The organism is Pseudomonas lini (assembly GCF_964063345.1).
Taxonomy (GTDB): domain Bacteria; phylum Pseudomonadota; class Gammaproteobacteria; order Pseudomonadales; family Pseudomonadaceae; genus Aquipseudomonas; species Aquipseudomonas lini_B.
The window spans coordinates 2,780,846-2,800,430 of sequence record NZ_OZ061318.1 but is presented as its reverse complement, the minus strand read 5'-3'; the positions used below and the strand labels follow the sequence as shown (position 1 = coordinate 2,800,430).

Annotated in this window: 18 protein-coding genes; 9 read left to right on the top strand and 9 right to left on the bottom strand. The window is 59.5% G+C overall.

The features are described from left to right. The first annotated feature begins 23 nt into the window (after positions 1-23). Positions 24-440 (top strand): malonate transporter subunit MadL, encoded by a 417-nt coding sequence (gene madL / locus AB3226_RS12670; protein ID WP_007897996.1) that lies wholly within the window; start codon positions 24-26, stop codon positions 438-440. A gap of 1 nt (position 441) precedes the next feature. Next, the gene (gene madM / locus AB3226_RS12665) at positions 442-1,206 is read left to right on the top strand and encodes a malonate transporter subunit MadM (protein ID WP_367373295.1); all 765 of its coding nucleotides are present in this window, start codon (positions 442-444) and stop codon (positions 1,204-1,206) included. 150 nt (positions 1,207-1,356) lie between these two features. On the opposite strand, the gene AB3226_RS12660 is transcribed toward madM, so the two are convergent. Beyond that, positions 1,357-2,271, bottom strand: a complete 915-nt coding sequence (locus AB3226_RS12660) for a LysR substrate-binding domain-containing protein (protein ID WP_052965016.1) — start codon at positions 2,269-2,271, stop codon at positions 1,357-1,359. Positions 2,272-2,534: 263 nt separating this feature from the next. Between AB3226_RS12660 and AB3226_RS12655 the strand changes: the two genes are divergently transcribed. After that, positions 2,535-3,152 (top strand): hemolysin III family protein, encoded by a 618-nt coding sequence (locus AB3226_RS12655; protein WP_367373294.1) that lies wholly within the window; start codon positions 2,535-2,537, stop codon positions 3,150-3,152. Positions 3,153-3,334: 182 nt separating this feature from the next. Here AB3226_RS12655 and AB3226_RS12650 read toward each other — a convergent pair whose 3' ends face one another. Next, entirely contained in the window at positions 3,335-4,243 is a 909-nt protein-coding gene (locus AB3226_RS12650; RefSeq protein WP_367373293.1) for a LysR family transcriptional regulator, read from the bottom strand. A 107-nt stretch (positions 4,244-4,350) separates the two neighbouring features. Here AB3226_RS12650 and AB3226_RS12645 point away from each other — a divergent pair, with 107 nt between their 5' ends. The 3 genes from AB3226_RS12645 to AB3226_RS12635 are packed head-to-tail and all read left to right on the top strand — an operon-like array spanning position 4,351 to position 6,892. After that, positions 4,351-5,592, top strand: a complete 1,242-nt coding sequence (locus AB3226_RS12645) for a D-amino acid dehydrogenase (RefSeq protein WP_367373292.1) — start codon at positions 4,351-4,353, stop codon at positions 5,590-5,592. A gap of 18 nt (positions 5,593-5,610) precedes the next feature. After that, positions 5,611-5,961: a RidA family protein gene (locus tag AB3226_RS12640; RefSeq protein WP_367373291.1), complete on the top strand. Its 351-nt coding sequence runs from the start codon at positions 5,611-5,613 to the stop codon at positions 5,959-5,961. A gap of 28 nt (positions 5,962-5,989) precedes the next feature. Then, positions 5,990-6,892 carry a transporter substrate-binding domain-containing protein gene (locus AB3226_RS12635; RefSeq protein ID WP_367373290.1) on the top strand — a complete coding sequence of 301 codons (903 nt, stop codon included), beginning with the start codon at positions 5,990-5,992 and terminating at the stop codon, positions 6,890-6,892. Positions 6,893-7,000: 108 nt separating this feature from the next. On the opposite strand, the gene AB3226_RS12630 is transcribed toward AB3226_RS12635, so the two are convergent. Further along, positions 7,001-7,720 (bottom strand): 16S rRNA (uracil(1498)-N(3))-methyltransferase, encoded by a 720-nt coding sequence (locus AB3226_RS12630; RefSeq protein ID WP_367373289.1) that lies wholly within the window; start codon positions 7,718-7,720, stop codon positions 7,001-7,003. 198 nt (positions 7,721-7,918) lie between these two features. Further along, on the bottom strand, positions 7,919-9,325 hold the full coding sequence (locus AB3226_RS12625) for an adenosylmethionine--8-amino-7-oxononanoate transaminase (RefSeq protein ID WP_367373288.1): 1,407 nt from the start codon (positions 9,323-9,325) through the stop codon (positions 7,919-7,921). Between the two features lie 222 nt (positions 9,326-9,547). Between AB3226_RS12625 and AB3226_RS12620 the strand changes: the two genes are divergently transcribed. Then, positions 9,548-11,323, top strand: coding sequence for a flavin monoamine oxidase family protein (locus AB3226_RS12620; RefSeq protein WP_367373287.1), 1,776 nt, complete (start codon positions 9,548-9,550; stop codon positions 11,321-11,323). A gap of 94 nt (positions 11,324-11,417) precedes the next feature. Here the strand turns inward: AB3226_RS12620 and AB3226_RS12615 are convergent, their stop codons facing one another. Beyond that, complete coding sequence (locus AB3226_RS12615) at positions 11,418-12,347, bottom strand: YncE family protein (RefSeq protein WP_367373286.1); 930 nt, start codon at positions 12,345-12,347, stop codon at positions 11,418-11,420. 284 nt (positions 12,348-12,631) lie between these two features. Here AB3226_RS12615 and AB3226_RS12610 point away from each other — a divergent pair, with 284 nt between their 5' ends. Both AB3226_RS12610 and AB3226_RS12605 read left to right on the top strand, forming a co-directional pair. Further along, the gene (locus AB3226_RS12610) at positions 12,632-13,183 is read left to right on the top strand and encodes a cytochrome b (RefSeq protein WP_367373285.1); all 552 of its coding nucleotides are present in this window, start codon (positions 12,632-12,634) and stop codon (positions 13,181-13,183) included. A gap of 32 nt (positions 13,184-13,215) precedes the next feature. Next, entirely contained in the window at positions 13,216-13,809 is a 594-nt protein-coding gene (locus AB3226_RS12605; protein ID WP_038981025.1) for a YceI family protein, read from the top strand. Positions 13,810-14,053: 244 nt separating this feature from the next. Here the strand turns inward: AB3226_RS12605 and AB3226_RS12600 are convergent, their stop codons facing one another. The 4 genes from AB3226_RS12600 to ahcY form a co-directional block, all read right to left on the bottom strand. Further along, positions 14,054-15,919 (bottom strand): DEAD/DEAH box helicase, encoded by a 1,866-nt coding sequence (locus tag AB3226_RS12600; protein ID WP_367373284.1) that lies wholly within the window; start codon positions 15,917-15,919, stop codon positions 14,054-14,056. Positions 15,920-16,141: 222 nt separating this feature from the next. Then, positions 16,142-16,957: a substrate-binding periplasmic protein gene (locus tag AB3226_RS12595; RefSeq protein WP_367373283.1), complete on the bottom strand. Its 816-nt coding sequence runs from the start codon at positions 16,955-16,957 to the stop codon at positions 16,142-16,144. Positions 16,958-17,149: 192 nt separating this feature from the next. After that, positions 17,150-17,995, bottom strand: coding sequence for a methylenetetrahydrofolate reductase [NAD(P)H] (metF, locus tag AB3226_RS12590; protein ID WP_367373282.1), 846 nt, complete (start codon positions 17,993-17,995; stop codon positions 17,150-17,152). 162 nt (positions 17,996-18,157) lie between these two features. After that, positions 18,158-19,567, bottom strand: a complete 1,410-nt coding sequence (gene ahcY, locus AB3226_RS12585; RefSeq protein ID WP_007898042.1) for an adenosylhomocysteinase — start codon at positions 19,565-19,567, stop codon at positions 18,158-18,160. Positions 19,568-19,585 lie beyond the last annotated feature (18 nt).

Here is a 19,585-nt window from a genome sequence, read left to right as displayed (position 1 = left end):
GATGCACTTTGAGGACTACAACAATGATTATTTACGGTGTGGCGCTGTTGGCGATCTGTACGCTGGCAGGGGTGATCATGGGTGACATGCTCGGCGCGTTGCTGGGCGTGAAATCCAACGTCGGCGGGGTCGGGATCGCGATGATCCTGCTGATTTGTGCACGGTTGTGGATGCAAAAACGCGGCGGCATGACCAAGGATTGCGAGATGGGTGTCGGCTTCTGGGGCGCCATGTATATTCCGGTGGTCGTCGCGATGGCCGCGCAACAGAACGTCGTTACTGCCCTGCATGGCGGTCCGGTGGCGGTGCTGGCGGCGATCGGTTCGGTGGTGCTCTGCGGCTGCACCATTGCCCTGATCAGCCGGACCCACAAGGGCGAACCCTTGCCCGATGAGCCGGCGGATATAACGTCGGTTGGCGCACCGGCAGGAGGTCGCTGATATGTGGGAACTCATCGAGAAAGGTCTGGTAAATAACAGTCTGGTCACGGCGTTCGCCTTCGTCGGCGTGGTCATGTGGGTGTCGGTGGTGTTGTCCAAACGCCTGACCTTCGGACGAATTCACGGCTCGGCGATTGCCATCGTCATCGGCCTGGTGCTGGCCTGGGTCGGCGGCACCATGACCGGTGGGCAAAAAGGCCTGGCGGATTTGTCGCTGTTTTCCGGCATCGGTTTGATGGGCGGCGCCATGCTGCGTGACTTCGCCATTGTCGCCACCGCGTTCGAGGTGCAGGCCACCGAAGCGAAAAAGGCCGGGATGATTGGTGTTATCGCGCTGCTGCTGGGCACGATCCTGCCGTTCATTGTCGGGGCGAGCATTGCCTGGGTGTTCGGTTATCGCGATGCGATCAGCATGACCACCATTGGCGCAGGCGCAGTGACGTACATCGTCGGGCCAGTGACCGGGGCAGCGATTGGTGCCACGTCCGACGTGATGGCGTTGTCGATTGCCACCGGGCTGATCAAGGCGATTCTGGTGATGGTCGGCACACCGATGGCGGCGCGCTGGATGGGGCTGGATAACCCACGCTCGGCCATGGTGTTTGGCGGCTTGGCCGGGACTGTCAGCGGTGTGACCGCCGGGTTGGCGGCGACGGATCGGCGGCTGGTGCCATATGGCGCGTTGACCGCGACGTTCCACACCGGGCTTGGGTGCTTGCTTGGGCCTTCGTTGCTGTACTTCATTGTTCGCGGGATTGTCGGTTAGATCGGTGATTGCTTTTTGTGGCGAGTGAGCTTGCTCCCGCTGGGCTGCGCAGCAGCCCCAACTTCTACCACCGAGGTGTATCAGGTAAATCCGGTGGTCTGATTTTGCGGGCGCTCCGCACCCGAGCGGGAGCAAGCTCCCTCGCCACATTCAGGCCTGCCGATTGGCATACATCCGACACTCCGCCAACAGCGCCAGCAAATTCGGGTCACGCTCCTTGGCCTTCAGGAACACCACGCCGATGTGCTGCTGTAACCGATACTTTTCCTGCAGTGGAATCAGCTTCACCCGGTTCTCATACACCGCCGCAATCCTTCCCGGCAGCAACGCATAACCCACCCCGGAGCTGACCATGCTCAGTAGGGTGAAGATGTCGTTGACCTGCATCGCCACCTTCGGCTCGAACCCCGCCTGCTTGAACACCCGAATACCGTCCTGGTGCGTGGCGAAGCCTTGGGTCAAGGTGATGAATGTCTCGTCGCGCACCTCGGCCAGATCGACTTCGGTCCGCTGGGCAAAGGGAGAATCAGCCGGGGTGGCGAGGAAGATGTCATCGGAAAAAAGCGGAATCTGCTCGCAGTCCGGGTCGTTGACGCTGTCGTCCAGCGACACCAGGATCGCATCGACTTCCATGTTCTTGAGCTTGTACAACAGGTCGATGTTCGAGCCCAGGATCAGGTCGATATTGAGTTCGCTACGGCGAATCTTCAGGCCCATGATCAGCTGCGGCACGGTTTTCACCGTCAGCGAATACAGTGACCCAAGCTTGAAGCGCTCAGCCGAGAACCCGGCCGCTTCGCGGGTCAGGCGCACGCTTTCGAGTACGTCCTGAATCAGCTTCTGCGCCCGTTCTTCCAGCACATAAGCGCTTTCGAGTGGGGTCAGGTTGCGGCCTTCGTGTTTGAATAGCGGGCAACGCAGGGCGCTTTCCAGAGAGTGGATGGCGCGGTGCACGCTAACGTTGCTGGTTTGCAACTCGGCGGCGGCGCGGGCCAGGTTGCCGGTGCGCATGAAGGCCAGGAACACCTCGAGTTTCTTCAGGGTCAACTCTTCATCGATCAGCATGGGCCAGACTCTTATTCGAATCGCTCGATTGTGCCCAATTGGCTGACGTTTGGCTCGATGGCTTTCGTAGGAGCTGCCGAAGGCTACGATTTTTTTGCACCTTCAAGGGCGTCGAGAATCAGGATCAAAAGATCGCAGCCTCGTTTCACTCGACAGCTCCTACACAGCTCCTACAGGGGGCATTGTGTCTTGAAACATTGCGCTTTTAGTCTCAAGGCCTGAGCCTTGCGCGATGCGGCAACGAATTTTGAGGTGAGCAACACATGTATCACGGGGAAAGATTGAATGCCTGGACGCACTTGGTCGGGGCGGTGGCGGCGTTTGTCGGGGGTGTGTGGCTGCTGGTGATCGCCAGTATGGACGGCAGTCCGTGGAAGATCGTCAGCGTGGCGATTTACGCGTTCACCTTGCTGGTGCTCTACAGCGCGTCGACCGTTTACCACAGCGTGCGCGGGCGCAAGAAAGCGATCATGCAGAAGGTCGATCACTTTTCGATCTACCTGCTGATTGCCGGCAGTTACACACCGTTCTGCCTGGTGACCCTGCGCGGGCCGTGGGGCTGGACGCTGTTCGGGATTGTCTGGGGGCTGGCGCTGATCGGCATTCTGCAAGAAATAAAACCCCGCTCGGAAGCACGGATTCTGTCGATCGTGATTTACGCGGTGATGGGCTGGATCGTGCTGGTGGCGGTCAAGCCGTTACTCGCGGCGCTGGGGCCTGTGGGCTTCACCTGGCTGGCGTCGGGCGGGGTGTTGTACACCGTGGGGATTATCTTTTTTGCCCTCGACAATCGTCTGCGCCATGCCCATGGGGTCTGGCATCTGTTCGTGATCGCCGGGAGCGTGCTGCACTTTGTGGCGATTCTGTTTTATGTCTTGTAGATAGCTATTTGCAAAACCTGTGGGAGCGAGGCTTGCCCGCGATGGCGGCAGCACATTCACCATTGATGTGTCAGACAGATCGCTATCGCGGGCAAGCCACGCTCCCACAGGTTCCGCAGCTTAACCGAGTGACATTAGGGCAAGCCTCGCTCCTACAGGGGATCGCGAGCAGGCTTTCTCCCTCAGGGACACAGGCGATCCAATTGCGCCTGCGCCCGTCGGCTGAATACCTGCAGCAAATCGCTCAAGGTGTGTGGCGGCGGTTCGTCAGCGCGGGTCACCGCGTACAGGGTGATCGGTAGCGCCGGCGCCAAGGGGCGAATCGCCGTGATGGCGGGGGACGCGCCGAGGGCGGTAAACGGATCGATCACCGCCAACCCGGCCCCGGATTCAACCATCGCCCGCGCCAGCGAATAGGTCTGCACAGCGATGCGTACCTTGGGCGGCGGATCGACCGCCTCAAGGTAGCTGTCGAGTCTGGCGGCCAGCGGGTCGGCGCTGGACAAGCCGATCAGCGGCGCACCGGCCAGTTCGATCAACGGCAGCGGTTTACCGTGAGTGTCCTCGGCCCAAAAGCCTTTCGGTGCCAGCGCCACCAGCATCCCACAGGCCAGGGCCTGCGCCTTCAGGCCCGGATGATCGGGCAGTTGCAACGTCAGGGCGACATCCACTTCGCGCATCAACAGGTTCTGCATCAGCTCACGGCTGTGGGCGCTGGACAGTTCGCAGGCGATTTCCGGGTAGCGTTGCGTCCATTCGTTGATCGCCGGCGGTAGCAGCGACAAGGCCAGCGCCGGGATCGCGCCAATCCGTACACTGTGGCCCGGCTCGCGGCGCAGGCTCTGGGCCAGGCGTCGCACGCCTTGCAGGCTTTCGGTGACCTTGTCGACTTCGCGCTCAAGCTCCAGGGCTTCCGGCGTCGGCTGCAATTTACCGCGCACCCGCAGGAATAACGGAAAGCCCAATTGCTGTTCGGCGTGTTGCAGCACTTTGCTCACCGCCGGCTGCGACACGTGCAGCAACTGGGCGGCGCCACTGACCGAACCGGTCTGGCGAATAGCCTGAAAAATCTCGATGTGTCGCAGTCGCATGGCAAGTCCATAACCTTTGTTTATGGGTCAGGCATCTTTATGCATTGTTCAACGGCTGTCACCTGGTCCTAACCTGAAGCACGTTCCAACAACGCTAAAGGACAGACATGGCTCAGCGGGTTTGCATCATCGGTGGCGGCGTCATCGGGCTGACAACGGCTTACGCACTGGTTCGCGACGGCATCGATGTGACGCTGATCGAGGCCCGGGATTCGTTTGCCAGCGAGACCAGTTTCGCCAATGGCGGCCAGTTGTCCTACCGCTACGTCGCGCCATTGGCCGACGCCGGCGTACCGTTGCAGGCGCTGGGCTGGATGTTGCGCGGTGACTCGCCGTTGAAGCTGCGCCCGCGTCTGGACCCGGCGCAATGGCGCTGGATGGCGTCCTTTCTGGCGGCTTGCCGTCGTTCGGTGAATCAGCGCAACGGCGCACATCTGCTGCGCCTGGCGTTGCTGAGCCAGGCCACACTGCAAGGCTGGCGCGACGAAGACCGCCTCGACGGTTTCGACTGGCGGCGCAACGGCAAACTGGTGACGTTTCGTGAAGCTGCAAGCTTCGAGCATGCGCGTCAAGGGCTGGCTGATCCGCGACAGCAACAGGTGTTGTCCCGGGCCGAGTGCGCACAGCTGGAGCCGGCACTCGCCGAGGTACCGTTCGTGGGCGCGATCTATACGCCTGATGAAGAAGTCGCCGATTGCCATGCGTTCTGTCAGCAAATGGTGGCCCGGCTCAAGGCGTCGGGGCGTTGCGAGTTTTTGCTGGGCCGCACGGTCACCGGCATTCGCCACGGGGACGGCGCGGTGCAGGCCGTCGAAATGGGCGCGCAGGTATTGCCGGTCGAGCAATTGGTGATAGCGGCTGGTCATCGCAGCCCGGCGTTGGCGTTGCCGGGCATGAACCTGCCGCTGTATCCGCTCAAGGGCTACAGCCTGACCCTGCCGATCCGTGCCGAACATCGCGCGCCGGAGCTGAGCATCACCGATTACAACCGCAAGATCGTTTACGCCCGCATCGGTGCACAACTGCGGGTGGCGGCGATGGTCGACATTGTCGGCTTCGATCCGGCGCTCGATCCCAAGCGTCTGGCGCTGATCAAGCGCCAGGCTCAGGAAACCTTGCCCAATGCTGGCGATTATGACGCCGCCGTCGAATGGGCCGGCATGCGCCCGGCGACCCCCAGCGGCGTGCCGTTGATTGGCGCCACGGCGTACCGCAACCTCTGGCTCAACCTCGGCCATGGCGCCTTGGGCTTTACGTTGGCCTGCGGTAGCGCTCGGCTGCTGAGTGAGTTGATTGCCCGGCGCGTACCCTCGATCGAAATGCAAGGCCTCGCACCCCGCGTCGCCTGACTGGAAAAGGAAGAACCGATGAGCATCAAGCGTTTCAACAGCAACAATCGACTCTCCGGCGCCGTGACCTTTGGCGAGCTGGTGTTTTTATCGGGACAGGTGCCGGGTGACAGCCGCGACGCCGCAGGCCAAACCGCAGAGGTGCTGGCGAAAATCGATGGGTTGCTGGCCGAGGCTGGCAGCGACAAGGATCACTTGCTGAGCGCGACCATTTACTTGAGCGATATTGGCCGCGATTTCGCCGCCATGAACGAGGTCTGGTCACAATGGCTGTCGCCGGACAAGGCGCCGACCCGCACCACATTGCAGGCGCAACTGGCCCGTCCAGAGGTTCTGGTGGAAATCACCGTGATCGCCGCCCGACGCTAATCGCACTTACCCACAACGGAGAATAACAATGCAAAAAATCACGTTGATCGGCTGCACCCTCGGCCTGCTGTTCGCCAGTCAGCTCCAGGCCAATGAAGCGCCGCTGACCGGCACGCTGAACAAAGTCGCCAATGCCAAGAGCATCACGCTGGGCTATCGCGACGCGTCGGTGCCGTTCTCTTACGTGGGTGATCACACGGGGCAGCCGATGGGCTATTCGGTGGACCTGGCGAGCAAGATTGTCGAGCGCATCAAGCAAAAACTCGAGCTGCCGGATCTGCAGGTGAAGTACAACCTGGTGACCTCGCAAACGCGCATTCCGCTGGTGCAGAACGGCACGGTCGACCTTGAATGCGGCTCCACCGGCGTGACCGCCGAGCGCATGCAGCAAGTGGCGTTTTCCTATGGGTTCATCTACGTGAAGGGGCAATTGCTCACGGCGAAGGACAGCGGCATCAAGCGCTTCGCCGACCTGCGCGGCAAGAACGTCGTGACCACCGCCGGCACCACCAACGAGCGGTTTTTGAAGAGCTACAACGTCGATCACAAGATCGATATGTTTGTGATCAGCGCCAAGGACCACGGCGAAGCATTCCAGATGCTGCAGTCAGGGCGGGCGGCGGCGTTCTATATGGACGATGCGTTGCTTTACGGTGAACGCGCCAAGGCTCGCGATCCGCATAAGTGGGTCGTGGTGGGCGAGGAGCAATCGCGGGAAATCTACAGCTGCATGGTGCGCAAGGGCGATCCGCAGTTTCTTGAGTTGGTGAATTCGACGCTTGCTGATTTGTACAGCTCAGGGGAAATCAACGGCATCTACAACCGCTGGTTCCAGCAGCCAATTCCGCCTAAAGGTTTGAACCTTGAGTTTCCGATGACCAGCGAGTTGAAAGCGATTATCGCCAAACCGGTGAGTGATCCGGTGCAGTAGGATCGTTCCCACGCTCTGCGTGGGAATGCCTCTAGGGACGCTCTGCGTCCAGTGACGCGGAGCGTCACGGGCTGCATTCCCACGCAGAGCGTGGGAACGATCATGGGGTCAGAAGTCGCCCCACAACTGCTGGGCTACCGCCAACGCCACCACCGGCGCGGTTTCGGTGCGCAACACGCGAGGGCCGAGGCGGGCGGCATGAAAGCCGCCAGCCTTGGCCTGCTCGACTTCAGCGTCGGACAACCCGCCTTCCGGGCCAATCAGAAACGCCAGCGTCGCCGGTTTCGCATGGCTCACCAATGGCTCGGCCACCGGGTGCAGCACCAGCTTCAATTCGGCTTCCGTCTGCTTCAGCCAATCGGCCAACAACAGCGGTGGATGAATCACCGGCACCGATGAGCGCCCGCATTGCTCGCAAGCGCTGATCGCCACCTGACGCCAGTGCATCAGGCGTTTGTCGGCGCGCTCGTCCTTGAGGCGGACTTCGCAGCGGTCGGTGAAGATCGGCGTGATTTCGCTGACGCCCAATTCGGTGGCTTTCTGAATCGCCCAGTCCATCCGTTCGCCACGGGACAAGCCCTGGCCGAGATGGACCGCCAGCGACGACTCGACCTGCCCGGCGAAGCTTTCATCGATGTTCACCACGACGCGCTTCTTGCCGACTTCTGCCAGCGTGCCGCGAAACTCATGGCCCGAGCCGTCGAACAATTGCACCGCATCACCCTCGGCCATGCGCAGCACGCGGCTGATGTAATGGGCCTGGGCCTCGGGCAACTCGTGTTCGCCGATGCTCAAGGGGGCGTCGATAAAGAAGCGGGACAGTCTCATGCTGGGTCTCTGTAAAAAGTCGAATGTAGCAGCGTGCGCAATCAGCTTTTGTGGCGAGGGAGCTTGCTCCCGCGGGGTTGCGAAGCAGCCCCAAACCCGGCGACCGCGTTTTGTCAGTTAAAACGCGCAAACCGGATTACGACTGCTTCGCAGCCGAGCGGGAGCAAGCTCCCTCGCCACAGGGTTACTCAGTGGCTGTTAGCCCGGATCACGATAGCCCGGATGAAAGTCCTTCGGCACCGCCACGCTGATACTGTCACGGGTGGCGATGTCGATGCCTTCGCTGGCCACCTCGGCCAGAAAATCGATCTGCTCCGGGGTAATCACGTACGGCGGCAGGAAATACACCACGCTGCCCAATGGCCGCAATAACGCACCACGCTCCAGCGCATGCTGGAACACCTTCAAGCCACGACGTTCCTGCCACGGGTAAGCGGTCTTGCTGGCCTTGTCCTTGACCATCTCGATGGCCAGGACCATGCCGGTCTGGCGCACTTCGGCAACGTTCGGGTGATCGGCCAGGTGCGCGGTGGAGGAAGCCATGCGCTGGGCCAGGGCCTTGTTGTTCTCGATAACGTTGTCTTCTTCGAAGATATCCAGCGTCGCCAATGCCGCCGCGCACGCCAGCGGATTGCCGGTGTAGCTGTGGGAATGCAGGAAGGCGCGCAGGGTCGGGTAGTCGTCGTAGAAAGCGCTGTAGACCTCATCGGTGGTCAGGCAGGCCGCCAACGGCAGATAGCCGCCGGTCAGGGCCTTGGACAGACAGAGGAAGTCCGGGCGGATACCGGCCTGTTCGCAGGCGAACATCGTCCCGGTGCGGCCGAAGCCGACGGCGATTTCATCGTGGATCAGGTGCACGCCATAACGATCACAGGCTTCGCGCAGCAGCTTGAGGTACACCGGGTGATACATGCGCATCCCGCCGGCGCCCTGAATCAGCGGCTCCAGAATCACGGCGGCCACGGTGTCGTGGTTGTCGGCCAGCGTTTGCTCCATGGCGGCGAACATGTTGCGCGAGTGTTCTTCCCAGCTCATGCCCTCGGGGCGCATGTAGCAATCGGGGCTCGGCACCTTAATGGTGTCCATCAGCAGGGCTTTGTAGGTTTCGGTGAACAGCGGCACGTCGCCCACCGCCATCGCCGCCATGGTTTCGCCGTGGTAGCCGTTGGTGAGGGTGACGAAGCGCTTTTTGTTCGGCTGGCCGCGGTTGAGCCAGTAGTGAAAGCTCATTTTCAGCGCGACTTCGATGCAGGACGAACCGTTATCGGCATAGAAACACCGGGTCAGGCCTTCGGGCGTCATCTTTACCAGACGCTCCGACAGTTCGATCACCGGCTGATGGCTGAAGCCGGCGAGGATCACATGTTCCAGTTGATCGACCTGATCCTTGATGCGTTGGTTGATCCGCGGGTTGGCGTGACCGAACACATTGACCCACCAGGAGCTGACCGCGTCGAGGTAGCGTTTGCCTTCGAAGTCTTCCAGCCAGACGCCTTCGCCGCGTTTGATCGGGATCAGCGGCAGCTGTTCGTGGTCTTTCATCTGGGTGCAGGGATGCCACAACACCGCGAGATCGCGTTCCATCCATTGTTTATTCAGGCCCATTTTCTGTCTCCTCGAGGCTACCCGTGACGTAGGCGGGTAAACAATCGCGCAAGCCTATGCAATGCGCGCCACCGGGACAACCCATTGTGTCGATTGAGCTACTTTGTATAGGACGATAGACGTTGCTGGCGGCGTTTTGATGGCTGACGTATTCTTCGCGGTTCTTTGAGTCGTCTGACTCGTAAAACCGCTATTTCCTCGTGTATTTCCGGAGTTCGCTGAATGTCTGCTGGTTGGCTGCGCGCGTGTGCGCTGGTGATGTTGGGGCTGTTCAGCGTTTCGGCGCTGGCCAAGGATAAAACGGCGATCGTGGTCGGCGGTGGGCTTGCGGGCCTCACTGCTGCTTACGAGCTGCAGAACAAAGGCTGGCAGGTCACCCTGCTGGAAGCCAAACCGACTTTGGGTGGTCGTTCCGGCATGGCCACCAGTGAGTGGATCGGCAGCGACAAGACCCAGCCGGTGCTGAACAAGTACGTCTCGACGTTCAAGCTGACCACCACGCCAGCGCCTGAATTCGTACGCACCCCAGGCTATCTGATCGACGGTGAGTACTTCACCGCCGCCGATCTGGCGACTAAACAGCCGGCCACCGCCGAAGCGCTGAAACGCTACGAAAAGACCCTGGATGATCTGGCGCGTTCGATCGAGGACCCGCAGAACCCGGCCGCCAACAGTACGCTGTTTGCTCTGGACCAGATCAACGTGTCCAACTGGCTCGATCGCTTGAATCTGCCAGCCACAGCGCGTCAGTTGGTGAATCAGCAGATTCGTACCCACTATGACGAACCTTCGCGCCTGTCACTGCTGTACTTCGCACAACAGAGCCGCGTCTACCGTGGTGTTGCCGACCGTGACCTGCGCGCCTCGCGTCTGCCCGGCGGCAGCCCGGTGCTGGCCCAGGCCTTCGTCAAACAGCTGAAAACCATCAAGACCAGCTCCCCGGTTTCGGCCATTACTCAGGACAAGGACGGCGTGACCGTCAAGGTCGGCAGTGTTGGCTATCAGGCGGACTACGTTGTGCTGGCCGTGCCGTTGCGTGCACTGAACAAGATCCAGATGACCCCGGCGCTGGACGCCCAGCACATGGGCGCCATCAAAGGCACCAATTACGGCTGGCGCGACCAGATCATGCTGAAGTTCAAGACGCCAGTATGGGAAAGCAAGGCGCGCATGTCCGGCGAGATCTACAGCAACACCGGCCTGGGCATGTTGTGGGTCGAGCCTGCCTTGAAGGGCGGCGCCAACGTGGTGATCAACCTGTCCGGCGACAACGCGCGGGTGATGCAGGCCTTCGGCGACAAGCAGATGGTCGATCAGGTACTGATTCGTCTGCACGCCTTTTACCCACAGGCACGCGGCTCGTTCACCGGTTATGAAATCCGTCGCTACAGCACCGACCCGTCGATGGGTGGCGCATACCTGGCCTTCGGCCCGGGCCAGATGAGCAAATACTGGCGTCTGTGGGAGCGTCCGCTGCAACGTGTAGCCTTTGCCGGCGAACACACCGATACCTTGTACCCAGGCACTCTGGAAGGCGCATTGCGCACCGGTCAGCGTGCAGCCAGTCAGGTAGAAGACCTGGCGGCGGGCAAATCGTTTGAGCCGGCGAAGGTTGTTCCGGCGGCGACCGCAGCAGCGGCCGGTGCAGTGAAGGCGAAGAAAGGCAACTTCTTTACCAACCTGTTCGGCGGTTCTGACGACAAACCGGAACCGGCCAAGGCGCCAGCACCAGTGGCCCCGGTTGCTCCGGCACCCGCCCCAGTACCTGCGTCGACTCCAGCGCCAGCACCGGTTGAGGCGCCGAAGCCTGCGGCACCGGTGAAAGCAGAGCCTGCCAAGAAAGCACCGGCCAAAGCGCCAGTGAAAAAGCCTGCTGCCAAAACCGAGGCCAAAAAAGCTCCGGTCAAGGCGACGGCGAAAAAGACTGAGCCAACGAAGAAACCAGCGGTCAGTACTGCTGCAAAGACCCCGGCGACAACTGAAACCAAGACGCAGTAAGTCCTGGAATCAAAAAAAGCGCGGCAGTGATGCCGCGCTTTTTTTATGTCTTGGGTATGTCGCCCTAAAGCCGGCTGCTGATTTAGCTTTGACGCTAAGCTAGATCGACACTATGTATTTCGTCGCTTTGGTAGTCGCTGACATAAGCATGATCATGTTGATCAAGAACCATGTCATACGGTTCGGAAGCCCCAGGAATGGGCACCCGGCGAATAATCTCATACGTGGCGGTATTAATTTCGACGACCTCTTTTTTGATTTGATCAACGGCATAAGCGTTTTTTTCGCCGAACACTATTTTCCCTTCGCACGTCACAAAATCGAAATGCCTGGTGGTCGATGACTTAGGGTCCAGTACGGTCAATTTTTGAGCGTCCAGGCACACGATATACACTTCTCCGTCGTCGGGGCTGACGGTAATCGCTGACGGATATTTTTCGGTTTTGATGATATCCAGCACTTTGAAAGTCTTGCTGTTGATGATCGTTAGTGCGTCCTGATAAGGGCCATCAGGAGCGTTTGTGCTGGAAATATAAAGACGTGAATCGTCCTGGCTGATATCCACACTTATGGAGGGAGAGGGTAGTCCTCGCACTCTGCTCACCGCATAAGTGCGGGTATCAATAATTGCCAGCCACTCTTTATCTTGTCGAACGGTGACGTAAACATGCTTCCCGTCTCGGCTGACGACGATTCCCCGAGGATATCTTCCCACCGTGACGTTACCCACTGCATAGGTTTCAGTATCAATAACTGAAACCGAACTTGAACCGTAGTTGGTCACGTAAGCTCTTTTCCCTCCATGGGCAAGAACAATGTTTTGGGGGTAACGCTCGACGGCGATGGTGCGAATGACCTTTCTGTTCCGGGTGTTGATCACTGACACATTGCCTGAAATGTAATTACAAACAAAAACCCGTGATCCATCGTTGTTGATGGCTAACCCTCGCGGTCCTTCCCCTACGGGTATCGAATTGGATAGGTTGCGCGTAGTCGCGGAGGATGAGCTCGAATGGTGACTCATGGTAGAACTCCTGTTCAGAGGCTCGGACAAACGCCCGAGGTCAGGTTCATCAATGACCTGTAATGGTGGCTACTGTCAGATATGACAGTTCCGACGAATGGTAAAAGTTTTATTGAAGCGAATATGGGACAGCGTCGGTAGGTTTTTTCTTCTGGTTAACACTCTCTTAACATCTCGACCTCAAGGTCATGATCGTATTTCTCGATGTTTCAGAGCGAAATTTTCCGCTTTAAGTCGATAGATAACTCGATAGTCTTGGGCGCAGTTCTTACAGGATTTGGGCAATGCAGCTACGTAACTCTTCTTCCCGCTACGGTTGGGTCAGCATCTTCGTGCACTGGGGTGTGGCGCTCGCGGTCTTCGGCCTGTTCGCGTTGGGGTTGTGGATGGTCGGTCTCGACTACTACAGCTCCTGGCGTAAAGATGCGCCGGATTTGCACAAGAGCATTGGCCTGGTGTTGTTCGCAGTCATGTTGCTGCGGGTGTTGTGGCGTTTCATCAGCCCACCTCCACCGCCCCTGCAAAGTTATAGCCGCATGACGCGACTTGGCGCCGTGTTCGGCCATGCCTTCCTTTATTTCGGTCTGTTCGCCGTGATGATTGCCGGTTACCTGATTTCCACCGCAGACGGTGTCGGGATTCCGGTGTTTGGCCTGTTTGAAGTTCCTGCACTGGTTTCCGGACTACCGGACCAGGCAGACACCGCTGGTGTGATCCATTTGTACCTGGCTTGGGCGCTGGTAATTTTTTCCGGCCTTCACGCGTTGGCAGCATTGAAACACCACTTTATCGATCGTGATGCGACCCTGACGCGAATGCTGGGACGCAAAGCCTGATGTTCAATCTCGACTCCAAAGGAATAGAAAGCATGTTGAAAAAGACGCTCGCCGCTCTGGCAATCGGTTCTGCTCTGCTGTCCGCTAATGTGATGGCGGCCGATTACGTTGTCGACAAAGAAGGTCAGCACGCCTTCGTTGACTTCAAGATCAGTCACCTGGGTTACAGCTATATTACCGGTACCTTCAAGGACATCGACGGCAAGTTCAGCTTTGACGCCGCCAAACCTGAAGACAGCAAGATCGAGTTCAATGTACGCACCGCCAGCGTGTTCACTAACCACGCTGAGCGCGACAAGCACATTGCCAGCGGTGACTTCCTGAATGTGGGCAAATTCGCCGACGCCAAGTTCGTTTCCACCAGCGTCAAATCCACCGGCAAAAACGCCGCTGGCAAAGACACTGCCGACGTTACCGGTAACTTGACTCTGGCTGGTGTTACCAAGCCAATCGTAGTCAAAGCCACCTTCCTGGGTGAAGGCAAGGATCCTTGGGGCGGCTACCGTGCCGGCTTCGAAGGTACCACCAGCATCAAGCGTTCAGATTTCGGCAAGCAGAAAGATTTGGGCCCAGCGTCCGACGCGGTTGAGTTGTACGTTACGTTTGAAGGCGTGAAAGCGAAGTGAATTTCGCTGCTTGAACAAAAAAACGCCCCTGATCTCGCGATCCGGGGCGTTTTTTATGAATCTATATGGACGGTGCCGAGCCACTGTGGGAGCGGGCTTGCCCGCGATGGCGGTGGGTCAGTTAATATCAATGTTTGCTGGACGGACGCCATCGCGGGCAAGCCCGCTCCCACAGGGTTCTTCGTCAGCATAAAAAAATGCCCCTGATCTTGCGATCAGGGGCATTTTTCATATCAGCGACAAATCAGCGATTGCGGGTCAGCAAGGCTGGTTTTTCGCCGCGTGGACGGCCTGGAAGTTGATCAAGTTGCTCAGGTGTCGGGAAGCGATCGCTTTTCGACTCCTTGTGAATGATCTTCGGTGCCGGGCCCCGCGGGTTCTGCACGGCTGGTTCCGAACGAGGTTGTTCGTCACGGGCCGGGCGGCGGTTGCGGGACTCTTCGCGACGGGCCTGGCCGTCACGTGGAGCACCATTACGTGGGCCGCTGCGCTTGGCCGGTGGGGTGCCGGTGGTTGCGCCGCTGCTGCTGCGCGGACCGTTCTGGCGACCTTGTGGCTGACCGGTGCGCGGAGTACCTGCACCTGCGCCTTGTGCCGGAGCGCCCGGACGGCGACCACGGCCCTGAGCAGGTTTGGCTTGAGGCACGTAGTCGACGCGGTTACCAAAGTTATCGACGTCGTCGTCCAGGAACTCGTCCGGAGCACGGTCAGCGGCGGCGCGAGGTGCCGGACGTTGTTGCTCACGGGCCGGGGTGCCTTCGCGAGGCTTGTGTTCACGGGCAGGGCGATCGCCACGGCCAGTGGCAGCAGGTTTTTCCTTGCCGCCCTTGTCCTTGCCTTTGTCTTTACGACCGCCACCACCGCCGCTGCCGTTCGGACCATCGCCGCGCGGGCCACGTGGATTGCGCGGGTTACGCACATCTGGACGCTCGCGAACTTCAGGTTTCTCGGCTTCCACGGCGCTGGAGTCGAAGCCCATCAGGTTGCCGTCGGCAATCTTCTGCTTGGTCATGCGCTCGATGCTTTTCAGCAGCTTTTCTTCATCCGGGGCGACCAGCGAGATCGCCTCGCCCGAACGACCGGCACGGCCGGTACGACCGATACGGTGCACGTAATCTTCGTCGACGTTCGGCAGTTCGAAGTTGACCACGTGGGGTAACTGGTCGATGTCCAGGCCGCGAGCGGCGATGTCGGTGGCGACCAGGATACGCACTTCGCCGGCCTTGAAGTCGGCCAAGGCTTTGGTGCGGGCGTTCTGGCTCTTGTTACCGTGGATGGCGACGGCGGTGAGGCCGTGTTTGTCCAGGTACTCGGCCAGGCGGTTGGCGCCGTGCTTGGTGCGGGTGAATACCAGTACCTGTTCCCAGGCGCCAGCGGTGATCAGGTGCGCCAGCAACGAACGCTTGTGGCTGGCGGCCAGGCGGAATACACGCTGTTCGATCCGCTCGACCGTGGTGTTCGGCGGCGTGACTTCGATGCGTTCCGGGTTGTGCAGCAGCTTGCCGGCAAGGTCGGTGATGTCTTTGGAGAACGTCGCCGAGAACAGCAGGTTCTGGCGTTTGCTCGGCAGACGAGCAAGAACCTTTTTCACGTCATGGACAAAACCCATGTCGAGCATGCGGTCGGCTTCGTCCAGCACGAGGATTTCCACGTGGGACAGGTCGACGCTGCCTTGGCCGGCGAGGTCGAGCAGGCGACCGGGGCAGGCCACCAGCACGTCGACACCGCGGGACATGGCCTGAACCTGTGGGTTCATGCCGACGCCGCCGAAGATGCAGGCGCTGACGAACTTCAGGTCACGGGCATAGACCTTGAAGCTCTCATGCACCTGGGCCGCGAGTTCGCGGGTTGGGGTCAGGACCAGTACGCGCGGTTGGCGCGGGCCATGACGCTGGGATTTGTCCGGGTGACCGTTGGGAAACAACCGTTCCAGAATCGGAAGGGCGAAGCCGCCGGTTTTACCAGTACCTGTCTGTGCCGCAACCATCAGGTCGCGACCTTGCAACACGGCGGGAATGGCCCGCTGTTGCACCGGAGTAGGCTCGGTATAGCCCGCTGCCTCGATGGCGCGGACTAAAGCCTCGGAGAGACCGAGGGAAGCAAAGGACATGAGTAATCCTGTTTTAGTTAGGGCTTGGCCCAATGGGAGTCTTGCCTGGCGCGAATCGCGTTTAAGAGGACGCAATCCCGTCCGGTCCTGCTGGGCCTCGAAGGCTCGTCTGGAGCGCTCGCGCGGGCTGAAAAGCTGCGCTGTAGCGGGATCGAGATGCCTTGAACAAGTCCGAGCGTCCGGGCGTGAGCCTGGCGGGAAGGCCGGAGTATAACAGAGCAATCACTGCGCGCCGCTTTCCTGCTGCTCAACGGTTTTTCCGCCGGTTGCGGTGGCGCTGGCGGCCCGTGCTTCGGTGGCCGGGCCGGCGCCGTAGCGGGCGCTCAGTTCGGCGTAGGCCGGCTCGCGCTTGAAGCGTTTGAGCTCGGCACCGAAACGCTGCACCAACAAATCCATCCCGGCATTGCGGCGTACCGCCAGAAACTGGCTTTGCTGGCTGATGATGATCGGGTTTTCGGTGATCTTGTCGCGGATATTCAGTTGATCGAGCAAATACTGGCCAACCCGGCGATCAGTGATCAGCAGGTCGATGCGGCCGCGCACCAGCTTGCCGAAGTTGGCTTCATGGGTGGGGGCCGGCTCTTGGGTGAACAGCGTCGATTCGCTGAAGTCCTTGCTGTACAGGTAGCCCGGTGAGGTGCCGATGGTCAGGCCTTTCAGATCATCCAGCGTGCGAAACGGATGCGCTCGCTCATTGGCGTAGAACATCACGAACTCCACTTGCGAGAGCGGTTCGCTGGGGTAGAGCAGGGTCGCGTCGCGTTCATCGCTGTAGAAAATATCCAGCACGCCATCCGCCTGGCCTTGCTCGAGCATCGACAGACAGCGCTTCCACGGGAGGAACTGCCATTCCACGTCGATCCCCAGGCGTTTGAAGACGATGGCCGTGGTTTCGTAGTCCAGCCCCAGCGATTTTCCGTTTTCCTCATACACGTAAGGCGCCCAGGGTTCGGTGACAATACGTAGCTTCTCGCCCCGAGCGGTGAAGCTCAGGCAAGTGAACAGAAGCACGGTCAGTAGCTGAGCGATCAGGGGCATGGGTTGAGATTACGACGAGAAATCATAAAGAGCCAGAAACCGGATCCAGAAGCTCTATCTCAGGATCTGACTGCACAATAAAGGGGCGCCGGAAAGCAAAAGATCGCAGCCTTCGGCATTTCCTACAGGGGGATACGTACCTCTGTAGGAAATGCCGAAGCCTGCGATCTTTTGATCTTGCTTTAACGACGATTAACGCGGCAACTTCAGGTTATTCCACACCAGCAGACTCGGCTCAGCCTGGTTCAGCGTGTAGAAATGCAGCCCTGGAGCTCCACCCTGCAGCAGGCGTTCGCACATCTCGGTGATGACTTGCTCACCAAAGCCTTGAATGCTTTGGGTGTCGTCGCCGTAGGCTTCCAGTTGCTTGCGGATCCAGCGCGGGATTTCCGCACCGCAAGCGTCGGAGAAACGCGCGAGCTTGCTGTAGTTGGTGATCGGCATGATCCCCGGCACGATCGGGATGGTCACACCCTTCGCCCGTACACGCTCGACGAAATAGAAGTAGCTGTCGGCGTTGAAGAAGTACTGGGTGATCGCACTGTTGGCGCCGGCGTTAGCCTTGCGCACGAAGTTGTTGAGATCGTCTTCAAAGTTGCGCGCTTGCGGATGCATTTCCGGGTAGGCGGCGACTTCGATGTGGAAATGATCGCCGGTCTCTTCACGAATGAATTCAACCAGATCATTGGCGTGACGCATCTCGCCGCTGGCCATGCCCATGCCCGAGGGCAGGTCACCGCGAAGCGCAACGATACGCTTGATGCCGGCTGCCTTGTACTGGCTCAGCAGGCCACGAATATCGTCCTTGCTGTCGCCCACGCAAGACAGATGCGGTGCGGCAGGGACTTTGACTTCGCTTTCAAGCTGCAACACGGTGTTGAGGGTGCGATCACGGGTCGAACCGCCAGCGCCGTAGGTGCAGGAGAAGAAGTCGGGGTTGTAAGTCGCCAGCTGACGGGCAGTGGCGATCAGTTTTTCATGTCCAGCATCGGTCTTCGTGGGGAAGAACTCGAAGCTGTAGCGACGGTCTTGGGACATGGTCATATCCTTGGAAACGCGTAAGCCTGAAAGATGTGCACATCCCAGTGTGGGAGCGGGCTTGCTCGCGAAGACGGTGGGTCAGACGACATTAATGTTGAATGATAAACCGCCTTCGCGAGCAAGCCCGCTCCCACAAGGGAGAGCAGGCAGCAGGACCAATCAGTAGCGGTAAGCGTGCGGCTTGAACGGGCCTTCGACGGTCACGCCGATGTAGTCAGCCTGTTGCTTGGTCAGTTGAGTGACCACGCCACCGAAACCGCGGACCATTTCCAGGGCCACTTCTTCGTCGAGTTTCTTCGGCAGTACTTCAACGGTCAGGCGCTCGGCTTTCTGGGCTGGCGACAGGTCGGCGTACTTCTGGCCGAACAGGAAGATCTGCGCCAGAACCTGGTTGGCGAACGAGCCATCCATGATGCGGCTTGGGTGGCCAGTGGCGTTGCCCAGGTTAACCAGACGGCCTTCGGCCAGCAGGATCAGGTAGTCGTCGTTCTGAGCGTCGAATGCGCCCGGGCCGGTACGGTGAACCTTGTGAACCTGTGGCTTCACTTCTTCCCATGCCCAGTTCTTGCGCATGAAAGCGGTGTCGATTTCGTTGTCGAAGTGACCGATGTTGCAGACAACAGCGCGCTTCTTCAGGGCTTTGAGCATGTTCGCGTCGCAAACATTAACGTTGCCGGTGGTGGTCACGATCAGGTCGATCTTGCCCAGCAGTGCTTTGTCGATGCTCGCTTCGGTACCATTGTTGATACCGTCGATGAACGGCGAAACCAGTTCGAAACCGTCCATGCAGGCTTGCATGGCGCAGATCGGGTCGACTTCGGACACTTTAACGATCATGCCTTCCTGACGCAGGGACTGGGCCGAGCCCTTGCCCACGTCACCGTAACCGATGACCAGCGCTTGCTTGCCGGACAGCAGGTGGTCGGTGCCGCGCTTGATCGCGTCGTTCAGGCTGTGACGGCAGCCGTACTTATTGTCGTTCTTGCTCTTGGTCACCGAGTCGTTGACGTTGATGGCCGGGATTTTCAGCTCGCCCTTGGCCAGCATGTCCAACAGGCGGTGAACGCCGGTGGTGGTTTCTTCGGTGACGCCGTGGACGCGGTCCAGGATCGCCGGGTATTTCTTGTGCAGCAGCTCGGTCAGATCGCCGCCGTCGTCGAGGATCATGTTGGCATCCCAAGGCGCGCCATCCTTCAGGATGGTTTGCTCCAGGCACCACTCGTACTCTTCTTCAGTCTCGCCTTTCCAGGCGAAAACCGGGATACCGGCAGCGGCGATAGCGGCTGCGGCCTGGTCTTGAGTCGAGAAAATGTTGCAGGACGACCAACGTACTTCGGCACCCAGGGCAACCAGGGTTTCGATCAGCACGGCAGTCTGAATGGTCATGTGGATGCAGCCGAGGATTTTCGCGCCTTTGAGCGGTTGCTCGGCGGAATACTTGCGGCGCAGACCCATCAGGGCTGGCATTTCGGATTCGGCGATGATGGTTTCGCGACGGCCCCAGGCAGCCAGGGACATGTCGGCGACTTTGTAATCGTTAAAATCTACAGGCGTGATAACAGCGCTCATGATGAGCCTCCATTCGTA

Coding starts and splice junctions, on each gene's coding strand:
- ahcY (WP_007898042.1), bottom strand. CDS start 19,567: ATGAGCGCTGTTATCACGCCTGTAGATTTTAACGATTACAAAGTCGCC.
- AB3226_RS12645 (WP_367373292.1), top strand. CDS start 4,351: ATGGCTCAGCGGGTTTGCATCATCGGTGGCGGCGTCATCGGGCTGACA.
- AB3226_RS12655 (WP_367373294.1), top strand. CDS start 2,535: ATGTATCACGGGGAAAGATTGAATGCCTGGACGCACTTGGTCGGGGCG.
- AB3226_RS12640 (WP_367373291.1), top strand. CDS start 5,611: ATGAGCATCAAGCGTTTCAACAGCAACAATCGACTCTCCGGCGCCGTG.
- AB3226_RS12600 (WP_367373284.1), bottom strand. CDS start 15,919: ATGTCCTTTGCTTCCCTCGGTCTCTCCGAGGCTTTAGTCCGCGCCATC.
- AB3226_RS12635 (WP_367373290.1), top strand. CDS start 5,990: ATGCAAAAAATCACGTTGATCGGCTGCACCCTCGGCCTGCTGTTCGCC.
- metF (WP_367373282.1), bottom strand. CDS start 17,995: ATGTCCCAAGACCGTCGCTACAGCTTCGAGTTCTTCCCCACGAAGACC.
- AB3226_RS12605 (WP_038981025.1), top strand. CDS start 13,216: ATGTTGAAAAAGACGCTCGCCGCTCTGGCAATCGGTTCTGCTCTGCTG.
- AB3226_RS12630 (WP_367373289.1), bottom strand. CDS start 7,720: ATGAGACTGTCCCGCTTCTTTATCGACGCCCCCTTGAGCATCGGCGAA.
- AB3226_RS12615 (WP_367373286.1), bottom strand. CDS start 12,347: ATGAGTCACCATTCGAGCTCATCCTCCGCGACTACGCGCAACCTATCC.
- AB3226_RS12620 (WP_367373287.1), top strand. CDS start 9,548: ATGTCTGCTGGTTGGCTGCGCGCGTGTGCGCTGGTGATGTTGGGGCTG.
- AB3226_RS12595 (WP_367373283.1), bottom strand. CDS start 16,957: ATGCCCCTGATCGCTCAGCTACTGACCGTGCTTCTGTTCACTTGCCTG.
- madM (WP_367373295.1), top strand. CDS start 442: ATGTGGGAACTCATCGAGAAAGGTCTGGTAAATAACAGTCTGGTCACG.
- AB3226_RS12660 (WP_052965016.1), bottom strand. CDS start 2,271: ATGCTGATCGATGAAGAGTTGACCCTGAAGAAACTCGAGGTGTTCCTG.
- AB3226_RS12610 (WP_367373285.1), top strand. CDS start 12,632: ATGCAGCTACGTAACTCTTCTTCCCGCTACGGTTGGGTCAGCATCTTC.
- AB3226_RS12625 (WP_367373288.1), bottom strand. CDS start 9,325: ATGGGCCTGAATAAACAATGGATGGAACGCGATCTCGCGGTGTTGTGG.
- AB3226_RS12650 (WP_367373293.1), bottom strand. CDS start 4,243: ATGCGACTGCGACACATCGAGATTTTTCAGGCTATTCGCCAGACCGGT.
- madL (WP_007897996.1), top strand. CDS start 24: ATGATTATTTACGGTGTGGCGCTGTTGGCGATCTGTACGCTGGCAGGG.